Source organism: Streptomyces sp. NPDC001549 (assembly GCF_042894025.1).
GTDB lineage: Bacteria > Actinomycetota > Actinomycetes > Streptomycetales > Streptomycetaceae > Streptomyces > Streptomyces kutzneri.
Genome location: NZ_JBIAVJ010000035.1, coordinates 19,157 through 33,112 on the forward strand (window position 1 = coordinate 19,157; position 13,956 = coordinate 33,112).

12 protein-coding genes are annotated in these 13,956 nt (G+C 71.8%); 3 read left to right on the plus strand and 9 right to left on the minus strand.

Annotation, left to right across the window (positions count from 1 at the left end):
• Positions 1-128 precede the first annotated feature (128 nt).
• The gene (locus ACFY04_RS38310; protein WP_389124608.1) at positions 129-1,154 is read right to left on the minus strand and encodes a glycosyltransferase family 2 protein; all 1,026 of its coding nucleotides are present in this window, start codon (positions 1,152-1,154) and stop codon (positions 129-131) included.
• Positions 1,155-1,333: 179 nt separating this feature from the next.
• Between ACFY04_RS38310 and ACFY04_RS38315 the strand changes: the two genes are divergently transcribed.
• On the plus strand, positions 1,334-2,827 hold the full coding sequence (locus ACFY04_RS38315) for an LCP family protein (RefSeq protein WP_389124610.1): 1,494 nt from the start codon (positions 1,334-1,336) through the stop codon (positions 2,825-2,827).
• Positions 2,828-2,848: 21 nt separating this feature from the next.
• Here the strand turns inward: ACFY04_RS38315 and ACFY04_RS38320 are convergent, their stop codons facing one another.
• On the minus strand, positions 2,849-3,385 hold the full coding sequence (locus ACFY04_RS38320) for an acyl-CoA thioesterase (RefSeq protein ID WP_389124612.1): 537 nt from the start codon (positions 3,383-3,385) through the stop codon (positions 2,849-2,851).
• A 168-nt stretch (positions 3,386-3,553) separates the two neighbouring features.
• Between ACFY04_RS38320 and ACFY04_RS38325 the strand changes: the two genes are divergently transcribed.
• Positions 3,554-4,873: an LCP family protein gene (locus ACFY04_RS38325; protein ID WP_389124615.1), complete on the plus strand. Its 1,320-nt coding sequence runs from the start codon at positions 3,554-3,556 to the stop codon at positions 4,871-4,873.
• Between the two features lie 76 nt (positions 4,874-4,949).
• Here the strand turns inward: ACFY04_RS38325 and ACFY04_RS38330 are convergent, their stop codons facing one another.
• From ACFY04_RS38330 to ACFY04_RS38340, 3 genes are all read right to left on the minus strand, one after another.
• On the minus strand, positions 4,950-6,032 hold the full coding sequence (locus ACFY04_RS38330) for a sugar phosphate nucleotidyltransferase (protein ID WP_389124618.1): 1,083 nt from the start codon (positions 6,030-6,032) through the stop codon (positions 4,950-4,952).
• 153 nt (positions 6,033-6,185) lie between these two features.
• Positions 6,186-6,830 carry a hypothetical protein gene (locus tag ACFY04_RS38335; protein ID WP_389124620.1) on the minus strand — a complete coding sequence of 215 codons (645 nt, stop codon included), beginning with the start codon at positions 6,828-6,830 and terminating at the stop codon, positions 6,186-6,188.
• Between the two features lie 124 nt (positions 6,831-6,954).
• Positions 6,955-8,127 carry an acyl-CoA dehydrogenase family protein gene (locus tag ACFY04_RS38340; protein WP_389124622.1) on the minus strand — a complete coding sequence of 391 codons (1,173 nt, stop codon included), beginning with the start codon at positions 8,125-8,127 and terminating at the stop codon, positions 6,955-6,957.
• A gap of 194 nt (positions 8,128-8,321) precedes the next feature.
• Between ACFY04_RS38340 and ACFY04_RS38345 the strand changes: the two genes are divergently transcribed.
• Positions 8,322-9,665 carry a UDP-glucose dehydrogenase family protein gene (locus ACFY04_RS38345; RefSeq protein ID WP_389124625.1) on the plus strand — a complete coding sequence of 448 codons (1,344 nt, stop codon included), beginning with the start codon at positions 8,322-8,324 and terminating at the stop codon, positions 9,663-9,665.
• Positions 9,666-9,809: 144 nt separating this feature from the next.
• Here the strand turns inward: ACFY04_RS38345 and ACFY04_RS38350 are convergent, their stop codons facing one another.
• The 4 genes from ACFY04_RS38350 to ACFY04_RS38365 all read right to left on the minus strand — a co-directional run bounded on the left by ACFY04_RS38350 (position 9,810) and on the right by ACFY04_RS38365 (position 13,870).
• The gene (locus ACFY04_RS38350) at positions 9,810-10,877 is read right to left on the minus strand and encodes a membrane dipeptidase (protein ID WP_389124628.1); all 1,068 of its coding nucleotides are present in this window, start codon (positions 10,875-10,877) and stop codon (positions 9,810-9,812) included.
• A gap of 142 nt (positions 10,878-11,019) precedes the next feature.
• The gene (locus ACFY04_RS38355; RefSeq protein ID WP_389124631.1) at positions 11,020-12,201 is read right to left on the minus strand and encodes a dipeptidase; all 1,182 of its coding nucleotides are present in this window, start codon (positions 12,199-12,201) and stop codon (positions 11,020-11,022) included.
• A complete protein-coding gene (gene purE, locus ACFY04_RS38360; RefSeq protein ID WP_389124634.1) occupies positions 12,198-12,734 on the minus strand; it encodes a 5-(carboxyamino)imidazole ribonucleotide mutase in 537 nt (178 codons plus the stop codon). Before purE ends, ACFY04_RS38355 begins: the two co-directional genes overlap by 4 nt.
• Positions 12,731-13,870: a 5-(carboxyamino)imidazole ribonucleotide synthase gene (locus ACFY04_RS38365; protein ID WP_389124636.1), complete on the minus strand. Its 1,140-nt coding sequence runs from the start codon at positions 13,868-13,870 to the stop codon at positions 12,731-12,733. The genes purE and ACFY04_RS38365 overlap by 4 nt, the downstream gene beginning before the upstream one ends.
• Positions 13,871-13,956 lie beyond the last annotated feature (86 nt).

Genomic DNA, 13,956 nt, shown 5'->3' on the forward strand with positions numbered 1-13,956 from the left:
CACGGCCCACCCCTGGGGGCCGCCCGGGCCGCCCCCCCCGGCCTCCCCGGGGCCCCCCCCCCCCCCCGGGGCCCCCCCCGGGGGGGGGGGCGCCCCCCCCCCCCCCGGGCCGGGCCCCTTCGTACGTCTCAGACCTGCGAGGAGTCCCGGTGCACGGCCGGACGGCGGCTCGCGATGACCTTGTTCGCCAGGGCCCGCGGGCTGGTCAGGAAGCCGAAGCCCCAGCTCAGGTGCATGGTCGCCAGGGCGACGGGGATCTGCGCCCGGGCCTTGAGCCCGAGCCCCTTGCCCGCCGGCACGGAGCCCGCGGTGATCGCCGCGAGATAGCCGGCCGGGAGGGCGAAGCCCAGGGGGGTGACGGTCACGCCCACGACCACGCTCGCGGCGATCGCGCAGACGAGGGTCGGCGGGGCCAGGTAGCGCAGGTTGATGGAGCCCGAGTGGTAGCGGGCCACCACGTGCCGCCAGCGCCCGTAGTCCTTGTACTGCTTGGCCAGGGCCCGTACGGAGCGGCGCGGACGGTACTGGACCATCAGCTCCGGCGAGAACCAGATCAGACCGCCGGCCTCGCGGATGCGGAAGTTCAGCTCCCAGTCCTGGGCGCGGATGAACTCCTCGTTGTAGCCGCCCTGCTGTTCCAGCGCCTCGCGGCGGAAGACTCCGAGGTACACGGTCTCGGCCGGTCCCGCCTGGCCGCCGGTGTGGAACGGCGCGTTGCCGACACCGATCTTCGAGGTCATCGCGGCGGCGACGGCCTCTTCCCAGGCGTTCTCGCCCTCGGCGTGCATGATGCCGCCGACGTTCTGGGCGCCGGTCTCCTCCAGGAGGCGGACGGCGGTGGCGATGTAGTTCGGCGAAAGCATGCCGTGGCCGTCGACGCGTACCACGATCGGGTGGCGCGAGGCCTTGATGGCGGCGTTGAGCGCCGCCGGGGTCCGGCCGGTGGGGTTCGGGACGGTGTGGACTCGGGGATCCTCGGCGACGAGTTCGGCGGCGATCTCGTCGGTGCGGTCCGTGGACGGCCCGAGTGCGATCACCACCTCCATCTCGCCCGCGTACTCCTGTTCCAGGATGTGGCGGACGGAATCGCGGAGGTAGTGCTCCTCGTCGAGCACCGGCATGATCACCGAGACTGCGGGCTGCTGGGCGGGCATGTGGTCCTTCAAGGTCGGGTATCGGTGTCACGTTACCGCGTACGGGGGAACCGGGTGCGCGCCGAGCGACCGGTAAGGACAGCAGCTGATCGTATGGGCCTACTGTTCTGCCGAATCAGCTGATCCGGCCGGCCAGTGTCCCGACCGGTCTCCCTGCTGCCCCCGCGGAGGTGTCCACCGTGCCCCAGCCGCACCGTCCCGCCCGTCCCGAAGGGCCGCCACGGCCGCAGCGCGCCCGACGCGGCGGAGGCGGTCCCGCCCGGCACCGGGACGGGCGACCCCGGTGGGGCGTACGGCTCGCGGCCGGGCTGTCGGTGGCGGTGCTCGGCTCCGGGGCCGTCGGGCACGCCGTGATGACCGGCCTGGACACCGGGATCGATCGGGTGGACCCGTTCAAGGACATGAAGAACCGCCCGCAGGCCGGACACGGCCTCAACTTCCTGCTGGTGGGCACCGACGGGCGGGAGAAGATCTCCTCGGAGGAGAAGCGCGAGTACCGCCTGGGCGGCGCGCCCTGCCACTGCACGGACACGATCATGCTGGTGCACCTGTCGGCCGACAAGGAGCGGGCCAGTGTGATCAGCCTGCCCCGTGACAGCTACGCCGAGGTGCCCGCGCACCGGGACCTCGTCACCGGCAAGGCGCACAAGGCGCATCCCGTACGGCTGAACGCGGCGTACGCGGAGGGCGGGCCCAACCTCACCGTGCGGACGGTGGAGAACATGACCCGGGTGAAGATCGACCACTACCTGGAGGTCGACTTCACCAGCTTCATGAAGACGGTCGACGCGATGGGCGGCGTGGAGATCTGCACGGCCAAGACCATGCGGGACCGCAACACAGGCCTCGACCTGCTGCCGGGCAGTCACCGCCTCAGCGGCGGACAGTCCCTGCAGTACGTGCGCTCGCGCCACATCGACGGGGCCTCCGACCTCGGCCGGATGCAGCGCCAGCAGCGGTTCATCGCCGCCCTGATCAAGCAGGCGACCGGGGGCGGGGTGCTGCTGAACCCGGTGAAGTTCAAGGAGGTCAGCTCCACCCTCCTCGGCTCCGTGCGGGCCGACAAGGGCTTCGGCTCGGAGCAGATGCTGGCCCTCGGGCAGGCGATGCGGGACTTCACCCCGTCCTCCTCGGAGTTCGCCTCGGTGCCCATCGGCAGCCCCTCCTTCCCCGTCAAGGGCATCGGGTCCACCGTGAAGTGGGACGAGCCGAAGGCGGCCAAGCTGTTCGAGGCGCTGCGCGAGGACCGGCCGCTGGCCCCCGCCCGGCCCGGGAAGGCCGACGGCGGCCCGCCCGCGGCGGTGCCCGTGGACGTGCCCCCGCGCCAGGTCCGGGTCCAGGTGGAGAACGGCACCCGGATCGACGGACTGGGCGGGCGGGTCGACGCCGCGCTGCGCGCCACCGGCTTCGACACCACCCAGGCCCCGGGCAACGGCGCCAGCCGCGAGGTCAAGCGCACGGTGATCACGTACGACCCCCGCTGGGACCGCTCCGCCCGGTCGGTGGCGACCGCGCTGCCGGGCAGCGAGCTGCGGGCGGTGGCGGGCCAGGGCCGGACGGTGCTGGTGGTCGCGGGCGCGGACTACCGCAAGGTGGTGCCGGTGCGCGCCGAGGACCCCTACCAGGGCACCTTCGGGGTGGTCACCGGCGACCAGGTGGTCTGCGGGGACTGAGGATCCGGGACGGGTGGGGCGTCAGTCGTCGAAGCCCTGGGCCGCCCGCTCCTCGCGCAGCGCCATGATCGCCTGGCGGCGGGCGAGCCGGTGGGTGCGGCGGATCTGGGCCTCCTGGTAGCGCCGCTCGTCCTGTTCGGTCTCCGGGAGGACGGGCGGGACCTCGCGGGGCTTGCCGTCGGCGTCGACCGCGGCGAAGACGAGGTAGGCGGTGCCGACCTGGGTGGCGGGGGTGGACTCGTTCCACCGCTCCGCGAGGACGCGTACGCCGATCTCCATGGAGGAGCGGCCGGTCCAGTTGCACTGGGCCTTCACGTGGACGAGGTCGCCCACGCGCACGGGCGCGAGGAAGACCATCTCGTCCATGGAGGCGGTGACCGCCGGGCCGCCGGAGTGGCGGCCGGCCACGGCGCCCGCCGCGTCGTCCACCAGCTTCATGATCACGCCGCCGTGCACCGTTCCGAGGAGGTTGGTGTCGTTGGCGGTCATGATGTGGCTGAGGGTCGTCCGGGAGGCTGCGGTGGGCTTCCCGGGCAGCTCGCCCGGTATCTGTGTCATACGGACACCTTAGGGTGTCTTGTCGGTCGGGCCGGACCGCGAGTCCGGCCCGACCACCGGCAGGACACCCCCGAGATGGGTCAGTGAGGCATCAGCTCTGCAACAGCAGCGGAACGGAATGCGGACCGGGCTGTCGGAGCACGCACCCGGGCAGGCATTCTTGGGCGCATGAATGACTGGCCAGAAGGTCGTGACGACGCGTACGGGCGCGGCAGCGCGCAGCCGCAGCCCGAGGGTGCGCAGCGGATGCGGCACATCCAGCGGCAGCCGCAGCCGCAGCAGCCTCCTCGGCCCGCGCAGCCCCCGCGCCCGCAGCGCCCGGCGGGCCCGCCGCCGGCGTACGGCGTACCCCCGCAGCAGGCGGGCGGCCACGACACGTACGGCGGTTACGACAGCGGCTACAACACCGGCCAGGTCTACGGGGCTCCGCAGAGCGGCGGACCGGGCGGGCCGGGAGGCCCCGGCGGGCCGTCCGGATCCGGCCGCCCCGGGCGTGCGCCCGGCCCCGCCCCGGACTGGCGCAAGCGGATCAAGGTCGGCTCGATCGTGCTGGTCTCCGCGCTGCTGGTGACCTCGGTCTCCACCTATTTCTGGGCCGACTCCAAGGTGCGCCGCGAGGTGGACCTCTCCAAGGTCATCGAGCGCCCGAAGGAGGGCGACTGCACGACGTACCTGATCGTGGGCTCCGACAGCCGCGAGGGGATGTCCGCCGAGGAGAAGAAGAAGCTGCACACCGGCTCGGCCGAGGGCAAGCGGACCGACTCGATGATGATCCTGGCGAAGTGCTCCAGCGGGAACACCATGATCTCGCTGCCCCGCGACTCGGACGTGGAGATCCCGTCCTTCGTGGGCTCGCAGTCCGGCAAGACGTTCCCCGCCCAGGGGCGCCGGGTCAAGCTCAACGCCGCGTACGCGGAGGACGGCCCCGAGCTGCTGGTGCGGACGGTGGAGCACAACACGGGCCTGCGCATCGACCACTACGCGGAGATCGGCTTCGCCGGCTTCGCGAACATCGTGGACGCGCTGGGCGGTGTGGAGCTGAACATCGAGGAGGGCTTCAAGGACGAGAAGTCGGGCGCCGACTTCAAGGCCGGCAAGCAGACCCTGAACGGCGAGCAGTCCCTGGCCTTCGTACGGACCCGGTACGCCTTCGCCGAGTCCGACCTGCAGCGCACGAAGAACCAGCAGAAGTTCCTGTCGGCGCTGGCGAGCCAGGCCGCGACGCCGTCGACGATCCTCAACCCGTTCGCGCTCTACCCGATGCTGGGCGCGGGCCTGGACACCCTCATCGTGGACAAGGACATGGGCCTGTACGACATGGGCCAGATGTTCTTCGCGATGAAGGGCGTCAACGGCGGTGACGGCGTGTCGATGAACATGCCGATCTCCGGCCAGCGCGGTGGCAACCTCGTCTGGGACAAGGCGAAGGTGCAGCAGCTGGTGAAGCAGATCCAGAACGACGAGAAGGTCACCGTCCGCGGTAACTGACGGCGGTGAGGGAGTGCGGCCCGTCGGCCGTACTCCCCTCCCCGGGCCGGGACCCGGTCCGGGACCGGACCTCCGGTCAGGCGTCCGGGGAGAAGCGGATGGCGGCGGCGGGAAGCTGCGCCTCGCACCACACGCGGGCGCCGGCGCGCAGTTCGTTGTCGGCTCCCACGGCGGCGCCGTCGCCGATGACGGCGGCGTCCAGGACGGTCCGCGCGCCGACCGAGGCGCGGGCGCCGATCAGGCTGGCGTTCACCTGGGCGTCCGGGCCGATGACGGCGCCGTCGAGGACGATGGAGCCCTGGACGACCGCTCCAGCCTCGATCCGGGCGCCCGCGCCCACGACGGTGCCCCCGGACAGCTTGGCCCCGGCCGCCACCTCGGCGCCGGGCAGGACCAGGGACTCGCCGCGGCGTCCGGGGACGGCCGGGGAGGAGACCACGCCGCGTACGAGGTCGGCGGAGGCCTGGATGATCGACTCGGGCTTGCCGAGGTCCATCCAGTAGGTGTTCTCGGTGACGCCGTGCAGCTTGGCCCCGGCGGCGAGGAGGCCCGGGAAGGTCTCGCGCTCGACGGAGACCGGGCGGCCGGCCGGGATGGAGTCGATCACGCTGCGGCGGAAGACGTAGCAGCCGGCGTTGATCTGGTCGGTGATGATCTCCTCGGGGGTCTGCGGCTTCTCGGTGAAGGCCAGCACCCGCCCCTCGGAGTCGGTGGGGACCAGGCCGAAGGCGCGCGGGTCATCGACCCGGACCAGGTGCAGGGAGACGTCGGCGTCGGCCGCCTTGTGGGACTCGACCAGCCCGGCGATGTCCAGGCCGGTGAGGATGTCGCCGTTGAAGACGAGGACGGAGGAGTCCGGGCCGCCGGTCAGGCGCGCTCCGGCGTTGCGGATGGCGCCGCCGGTCCCGAGGGGCTCGTCCTCGACCACGTATTCGAGGCTGAGGCCGAAGTCGGATCCGTCGCCGAAGTAGGGCTCGAAGACCTCGGCGAGGTAGCAGGTGGCCATCACGATGTGCGTGACACCGGCGGCGGCGGCCCTGGCTATCTGGTGGGCGAGGAACGGGACACCGGCCGTGGGAACCATCGGCTTGGGCGTGTTCACCGTCACGGGGCGCAGGCGCGTCCCTTGTCCGCCGACCAGCAGGATCGCTTCCGTCATTGCGTTCTCCCCAACCGATTCCGGCGTACGAAGGTCCAAATTTAGCCCATCCGGGGGGCGTCCCAAGGCCGGAGCCGGATGTGTCCACCGGTGCGCGCACCCGTGGGTTCGCCGCACTCGATGTGTCATGAAATGACGGTGTTGTTCGACCTGTCAGGAGGCGAACGGATTGACGTGGCCGGGCAGTTGCCGGCCCGGCTCCAGAAAGCGCTGCCTGCCGTACTCGTCCGAGACCGGGACGAAACCGGCGTCCGTCAGCCTCCGGGCGATCCGCTGCCGTCGGATCGCGCCCATCTTGAAGGCGCCTGCCAGCAACGCCGCGAGCACCGCCCCGCCGGCCAGCGCGGCGACCGGCATCCCGAGGACGAGCAGCATGAGGACCAGGACTGCGACCCATCCCCAGGCGAACGCCTTCTGCCGCTTGCCCGCGGCCTGGGCCAGGACGTCGAGCATGATCCTGTCCTTCAGCCGGGCCACGGCCTCCTGCGCTTCGGGGAGCGGCTTGACCGTCCCCGGCCGCATGCCCGGCACCGTCCCGCCGTTGCCGGCCTGCGGGTGGGCGGCGATGGTCGCCGCTTCACGGGCTCGCGCGCCGGGGTGCGGGTCCCGGTACATCCGCACCAGGATCTGCATGTCGTTGTGCCCCGTGCGGTCCGCCCGGTCGTACGCGTAGCCGTACTGCTCCGCGACGTGGGCCAGGGCGGCCGCCCGGCCGGCGGCCTGCTCCGGGCCGATCTCGACGACGTCCTGGCGGGCGATCTGCCCGAGCATCGCCGATATCTGGCGTTCCGTGAACATGTTTGTTTCCGCCCCACCTGCGCGCCTACGGCTGACAGCCGCACAGCCTAGCCCGCCGCCCCCTGCGCGAACGTCCCCCGGCCCCGTGCCGGGGGAGTTCGCGTCGCTGCAGGTCAGGCACCCGCTACGGCAGGTTGCGGGCCATGACGATCCGCTGGACCTGGTTGGTGCCCTCGTAGATCTGGGTGATCTTGGCATCGCGCATCATGCGCTCCACCGGGTAGTCACGGGTGTAGCCGTAACCGCCGAGGAGCTGGACGGCGTCCGTGGTGACCTCCATGGCCACGTCGGAGGCGAAGCACTTGGCCGCGGCGCCGAAGAAGGTGAGGTCCTCGTGGGGGCCGCCGCCGGAGACGCGCTCCGAGCGGGCCGCCGCCGAGTACGTCAGCTGGCGGGCGGCCTCGATCTTCATGGCCATGTCCGCGAGCATGAACTGCACGCCCTGGAAGTCGCCGATCGGCTTGCCGAACTGCTTGCGCTCCTGGACGTAGCCCTTGGCGTAGTCCAGGGCGCCCTGGGCGATGCCGAGTGCCTGGGCCGCGATGGTGATGCGGGTGTGGTCCAGGGTCTTCATCGCGGTGGCGAAGCCGGTGCCCTCGGCGCCGATCATGCGGTCGGCCGGGATCCGGACGTTGTCGAGGTAGACCTCGCGCGTCGGGGAGCCCTTGATGCCGAGCTTCTTCTCCGGGGCGCCGAAGGAGACGCCCTCGTCGCTCTTCTCCACGACGAAGGCGCTGATGCCCTTGGAGCGCTTCTCGGGGTCGGTGACGGCCATGACCGTGTAGTACTCGGAGACGCCCGCGTTGGTGATCCAGCGCTTGACGCCGTTGAGCACCCAGAAGTCCCCGTCGCGCACGGCGCGGGTCTTCATGCCGGCGGCGTCGGAGCCCGCGTCCGGCTCGGAGAGCGCGTACGAGAACATCGCGTCGCCCTTGGCCAGCGGGCCGAGGTACTTGGCCTTGAGCTCCTCGGAACCGGAGAGGATCACCGGGAGCGAGCCGAGCTTGTTCACGGCCGGGATGAGGGAGGAGGAGGCGCAGACACGGGCCACCTCCTCGATCACGATCACGGTGGCGAGGGCGTCGGCGCCCGCGCCGCCGTAGGTCTCGGGCACGTGGACGGCGTGCAGGTCGCTGGAGACCAGGGCGTCCAGGGCCTCCTGCGGGAAGCGGGATTCCTCGTCGACCGCGGCGGCGAACGGCAGGATCTTCGCCTCGGCGAGCGAGCGGACCGACTCGCGGAGCATGTCGTGCTCCTCGGCCGGGCGGTACAGGTCGAAGTCGGCAGAACCCGCCAAGATCTCTCACTCCCCAGGATGATGCGTGATGCTAACTACCGTTAAGTAACCCAAGCCTAGTGGTCCGGTCACGGATGGCGATATGGACGGACCACGTGAGATGGGTGACAGCGGTGGTCTCCTGAGGAACGTCCCCGCTGGTGGGCCCGACTATGCTCAGTGGCCGCAAACGGCCCCGCACCTCTGGAGCACCCATGGCCCCCCTCAGGATCACTGTGATCGGCACCGGTTACCTCGGTGCGACCCACGCCGCCGCGATGGCGGAGCTGGGCTTCGAGGTGCTGGGCCTGGACGTGGTGCCCGAGAAGATCGGGATGCTGGCCTCGGGCCGGGTCCCGATGTACGAGCCCGGGCTGGAGGAACTGCTGGCCAAGCACGTGGCCGGGCTGCCGTGCTCGACCGGGCGGCTGCGCTTCACGACCTCCTGGGAGGAGGTCGGCGCCTTCGGTGACGTCCACTTCGTCTGTGTGAACACCCCGCAGAAGCACGGCGAGTACGCCTGCGACATGTCCTACGTGGACTCCGCGATGGCCTCGCTGGCCCCGCACCTGACGCGGCCGGTCCTGGTGGTCGGCAAGTCCACGGTGCCGGTGGGCTCGGCGGAGCGGCTCGCGGTGAAGCTCACGGAGCTGGCCCCGGCGGGCGCGGACGTGGAGCTGGCCTGGAACCCGGAGTTCCTGCGGGAGGGCTTCGCGGTGGACGACACCCTGCACCCGGACCGGATCGTGATCGGCGTCCAGGGCGAGCGCGCCGAGAAGCTGCTGCGCGAGGTGTACGAGACGCCGATGTCGGAGGGGACCCCGCTGGTGGTCACCGACTTCCCGACCGCGGAGCTGGTGAAGACCGCCGCGAACTCCTTCCTCGCCACCAAGATCTCCTTCATCAACGCGATGGCGGAGGTCTGCGAGGCCGCCGGCGGCGACGTGGTCAAGCTGGCGGAGGCGATCGGCTACGACGAGCGGATCGGCGCGAAGTTCCTGCGCGCCGGTATCGGCTTCGGCGGCGGCTGCCTGCCCAAGGACATCCGGGCCTTCATGGCGCGCGCCGGTGAGCTGGGCGCCGACCAGGCACTGACCTTCCTGCGCGAGGTCGACTCCATCAACATGCGGCGCCGCGGGCACATGGTCGAGCTGGCCCGGGAGGCCGTGGGCGGTTCGTTCCTGGGCAAGCGGGTCGCCGTGCTCGGAGCCACCTTCAAGCCGGACTCCGACGACGTACGGGACTCCCCCGCGCTGAACGTGGCCGGGCAGATCCACCTCCAGGGCGGCCAGGTCACCGTCTACGACCCCAAGGGCATGGACAACGCCCGCCGCCTCTTCCCGACCCTCGGCTACGCGGACTCCGCGCTGGCGGCGGCCCGGGGCGCGGAGGTCGTCCTGCACCTCACCGAGTGGCGCGAGTTCCGTGACCTCGACCCGGCGGAGCTGGCCGGTGTGGTGACCGACCGGCTCGTCCTGGACGGCCGCAACGCGCTGGACCCGGTGCGGTGGCGTGCCGCGGGCTGGACCTACCGCGCGATGGGCCGCCCGCGCGCCTAGCCCTCCGGCCGGGGTGGGGTGCGGATCCGGGCTGCCGGTGCGGCGCCGTTGCCGGGGCGCTGCCCCCGGACCCCACGCCTCAATCGCCGGCGGGGCTGAGGAGAGCGCCTCAAACGCCGGCGGGGCTGGGAGTCCGGGGCCGACTCAGCGGCGGTGTTGGGCGGCGCGGGAGGTGAACTCCGCGTCGCGCAGCACACGCTGGGCGTTGCCCCAGGTCAGCAGGGCCACCTCGGACTCCGGCCAGCCGCGCTCCAGCAGCTCCGCGATCAGCCGCGGATAGCCCGAGGGGTCGGTCAGGCCCGTCGGACGGGGGTGGCCCGGTCCGGTGCCGAAGGTGGCGCCGAGTCCGACGCCGTGCGGGCCCGCGATCGCCCGTACGTGGTCCAGGTGGTCCGCCACCGCGTGCAGGGAATCCCCGGTGCGCGCGGTGTCGAAGGTGACCATCGCCAGGCCGTTGGCCTCCCGCAGCGCGGCCAGGACCTCGTCGGTCACGTTCCCCGGATGCGGGTTCAGCGAGGCCGCGGCCGTGTTCGAGATGATCACCGGGGCCTTGGAGGCCCCCGCGAGCCGGCAGGCGACCGTCGGGGGGCAGCCCGTGAGGTCCAGCAGGATCGCCAGCCGGTTCGCCTCGCGGACCACCTCGTGGCCGAAGGCCGTCAGCTCCTCCTGCGCCCAGGGCGCTCCCGCGGGCGCGAGGATCCGTACGCCCAGCGCGTGGAAGGCGCGCAGCGCGCCCAGGGAGCCGGTCAGCGTGCGGCCGGGCACCGGGCCCAGGAACGAGGCGATGCGGCCCCGGTTGCGGGCGTCCGCCAGGTCGTCGGCGCTGAGGGCCAGGCAGAGGCTGTCGGGGTAGCGGCGCATCAGGGTCAGCGCCGTGTCGATCTGGTCCAGCGTGTCGGAGAGCACCTGGTCACCGGGGGCGTCCTCGCACGCCTGCGCCGACGGCACGAGCAGGGACCAGAACTGCGCCCCCACTCCCCCGGCGCGCAGCCGCGGGATGTCGGTGTCCACACCCGTGTCCGAGGTTTCGATGTCGTGGTACGGACTCTGGTGCAGGGTCCGTACCAGGGTGTTGCACCCGTCGGCCACGGGATGGACGGCCAGCAGCGCGACGGCCCGGTCGAGGGAGCCCGCCGCCACCGCTACCGCGGGTGCGGGGAGGTCTTCGGCTCCGATGCCCACGGAGTGGGGTTCATCCTGCAGGTCGGCCATGGCATTCGCTCCGGTCTCGGCGGCAGCAGGGAGAGATGGTGCCACCGTGACACGCGGGAGCGCAGGACCGCCCGGCGGACGCAGCGTTCGAGTGAACCCGCAGGTCACACCCTGTCACCGCGCCCGCCGGGCACCGCGTCCGCTAGCCGATCACCACGTTCGACGGGCCCCGGGAGGCCGACAGGTCGCGGGCCACCGACTCCGCGTCGCGCAGCACGCGTACCGCGTTGGTCCAGGTCAGCTTCGCCAGGTCGGCCTTGGACCAGCCGCGCGTGAGCAGCTCGGCGACGAGGTTCGGGTAGCCCGCCACGTCGTCCAGGCCGGACGGGGTGAAGGCCGTGCCGTCGTAGTCCCCGCCGATGCCGATGTGGTCGATGCCGGCCACCTCGCGCATGTGGTCCAGGTGGTCGGCCACCGTCGCGGCCGTGGCCACCGGGCGCGGGCGCGCCTTCTCGAAGGCCCGGTGCAGGGCCATCGCCTCGGGGGTGGTGTCCAGGTGGTGGAGACCGTGCGCCCGCAGGTTCTCGTCCGCGGCCAGGGTCCACTCGACGGCCGCCGGGAGGATGAACTTCGGCACGAAGGTGGCCATCGCCACCCCTCCGTTGCCCGGCAGCATCGCCAGCACGTCGTCGGGGATGTTGCGCGGGTGGTCGCAGACCGCCCGGGCCGAGGAGTGCGAGAAGACCACCGGAGCGGCCGACACCTCGATCGCGTCCCGCATCGTCGTCGCCGCGACGTGCGAGAGGTCGACCAGCATGCCGACGCGGTTCATCTCGCGGACGACCTCGCGGCCGAAGTCGGTCAGACCGCCGTGCCGGGGCTCGTCGGTGGCCGAGTCCGCCCAGTCGATCGTGTCGTTGTGTGTGAGCGTCATGTACCGCACGCCCAGCTGGTGCAGGGCGCGCAGGGTGGCCAGCGAGTTGTTGATGGAGTGGCCGCCCTCGGCACCCATCAGCGAGGCGATCCGGCCGTCGGCGCGGGCCGCCTCCATGTCGTCCGCCGTCAGCGCCCGTACGAGGTCGCCGGGGTAACGGTCGATCAGCTGGGCGACGACGTCGATCTGCTCCAGGGTGGCGCTGACCGCCTCGTCTCCGGCGTAGTCGGAACGCACGTAGACGGACCAGAACTGGGCGCCGACCCCGCCGGCGCGCAGCCGGGGGATGTCGGTGTGCAGGTGGGCGGACTGGTCGCCCGCGATGTCGCGGCGCGCCAGGTCGTACCGCACCTGCTCGCGCAGCGCCCAGGGCAGGTCGTTGTGGCCGTCCACGACGGGGTGTTCGGCCAGCAGCTCGCGCGCCTCGTCCAGACGCTGCGCCGCGCTCACTTGCCGAACCCGAAGGACTCCGCGCTCGCGACCTTCGTACGCAGCCGCTTGCCCTTCTCGGTGGCCTGGTCGTTGAGCTCCTGCAGGAAGTCGTTCATGCGGGCCAGCAGCTCCGTGTCGTGGGCGGCCAGCATCCGTACGGCCAGCAGGCCCGCGTTGCGCGCCCCGGCGATCGAGACGGTGGCGACGGGAACCCCGGCCGGCATCTGGACGATCGACATCAGCGAGTCCATGCCGTCCAGGTACTTCAGCGGCACCGGCACACCGATGACCGGCAGCGGGGTGACCGAGGCGAGCATGCCGGGCAGGTGGGCGGCTCCGCCCGCGCCCGCGATGATCGCCTTCAGCCCGCGGTCGGCGGCCCGCTCCCCGTACGCGATCATCTCGCGCGGCATCCGGTGGGCGGAGACGACGTCGACCTCGTAAGAGATCTCGAACTCGTCCAGGGCCTGGGCGGCCGCCTCCATGACGGGCCAGTCCGAGTCGGAGCCCATGACGATGCCGATGACGGGGGCTGCGGCGGTGGTGCTCATGCGGTGACCGTTCCTCTGAGGTAGTCGGCAGCGTGGCGTGCGCGCTCCAGCACATCGTCCAGATCGTCGCCGTAGGTGTTGACGTGGCCGACCTTGCGACCGTGTTTCACGTCCTTGCCGTACATGTGGATCTTCAGCTGGGGATCGTGCGCCATGCAGTGCAGGTACGCCGCGTACATGTCGGGGTAGTCCCCGCCCAGCACGTTCGCCATGACCGTCCACTTGGCGCGGGGGCGCGGGTCGCCCAGCGGGAGGTCCAGGACCGCCCGTACGTGGTTGGCGAACTGTGAGGTGACGGCCCCGTCCTGGGTCCAGTGGCCGCTGTTGTGCGGGCGCATCGCCAGTTCGTTGACCAGGATCCGGCCGTCGGTGGTCTCGAACAGCTCCACGGCCAGGTGGCCGGTCACGCCGAGTTCCCCGGCGATGCGCAGGGCGAGGGTCTGGGCCTCGCCCGCGAGGGCCTCCGAGAGGTCCGGGGCCGGGGCGATCACCGTGTCGCAGACGCCGTCCACCTGACGGGACTCGACCACGGGGTAGGCCACCGCCTGGCCGTGCGGGGAGCGGACGATGTTCGCCGCGAGCTCGCGGACGAAGTCGACCTTCTCCTCGGCGAGGACCGGGACGCCCGCCTTGAAGGGGGCGGCCGCGTCCTCGGGGGTGCGGACGAACCACACCCCCTTGCCGTCGTACCCGCCCCGCACGGTCTTGAGGATGACGGGGAAGCCGCCCACCTCTTCCGCGAAGGCGGCCACGTCGTCCGGATCGCTCACGATCCGGTGGCGGGGGCTGGGCGCGCCGATCTCGTCGAGCTTGGCGCGCATCACCCCCTTGTCCTGGGCGTGCACCAAAGCGTCGGGCCCCGGGCGGACGGGGATGCCGTCCGCTTCCAGGGCCCGAAGGTGCTCCATGGGTACATGCTCGTGGTCGAAGGTGATCACGTCACAGCCGCGCGCGAAGGCACGCAACGTCTCCAGGTCGCGATAGTCGCCGATGACGACATCGCTCACGACCTGGGCCGCCGAGTCCTGCGGGGTGTCACTGAGGAGCTTGAATCTGATGCCGAGGGGGATGCCCGCCTCGTGGGTCATGCGGGCGAGCTGGCCGCCGCCGACCATACCGACTACCGGGAACGTCACTCCTCCAGGGTATCCGCCGGTATTCCGCCATCCGGACGTGCCCCTGGCCCGATCTGCCCGTGTGCCGTGCGTCGCAGGGTGCTGGA

Excerpts from the sequence above, each read along its gene's own strand:
- ACFY04_RS38335 (WP_389124620.1), bottom strand. The coding sequence starts at position 6,830 with ATGTTCACGGAACGCCAGATATCGGCGATGCTCGGGCAGATCGCCCGC.
- ACFY04_RS38330 (WP_389124618.1), bottom strand. The coding sequence starts at position 6,032 with ATGACGGAAGCGATCCTGCTGGTCGGCGGACAAGGGACGCGCCTGCGC.
- ACFY04_RS38325 (WP_389124615.1), top strand. The coding sequence starts at position 3,554 with ATGAATGACTGGCCAGAAGGTCGTGACGACGCGTACGGGCGCGGCAGC.
- ACFY04_RS38350 (WP_389124628.1), bottom strand. The coding sequence starts at position 10,877 with ATGGCCGACCTGCAGGATGAACCCCACTCCGTGGGCATCGGAGCCGAA.
- ACFY04_RS38320 (WP_389124612.1), bottom strand. The coding sequence starts at position 3,385 with ATGACACAGATACCGGGCGAGCTGCCCGGGAAGCCCACCGCAGCCTCC.
- purE (WP_389124634.1), bottom strand. The coding sequence starts at position 12,734 with ATGAGCACCACCGCCGCAGCCCCCGTCATCGGCATCGTCATGGGCTCC.
- ACFY04_RS38345 (WP_389124625.1), top strand. The coding sequence starts at position 8,322 with ATGGCCCCCCTCAGGATCACTGTGATCGGCACCGGTTACCTCGGTGCG.
- ACFY04_RS38310 (WP_389124608.1), bottom strand. The coding sequence starts at position 1,154 with ATGCCCGCCCAGCAGCCCGCAGTCTCGGTGATCATGCCGGTGCTCGAC.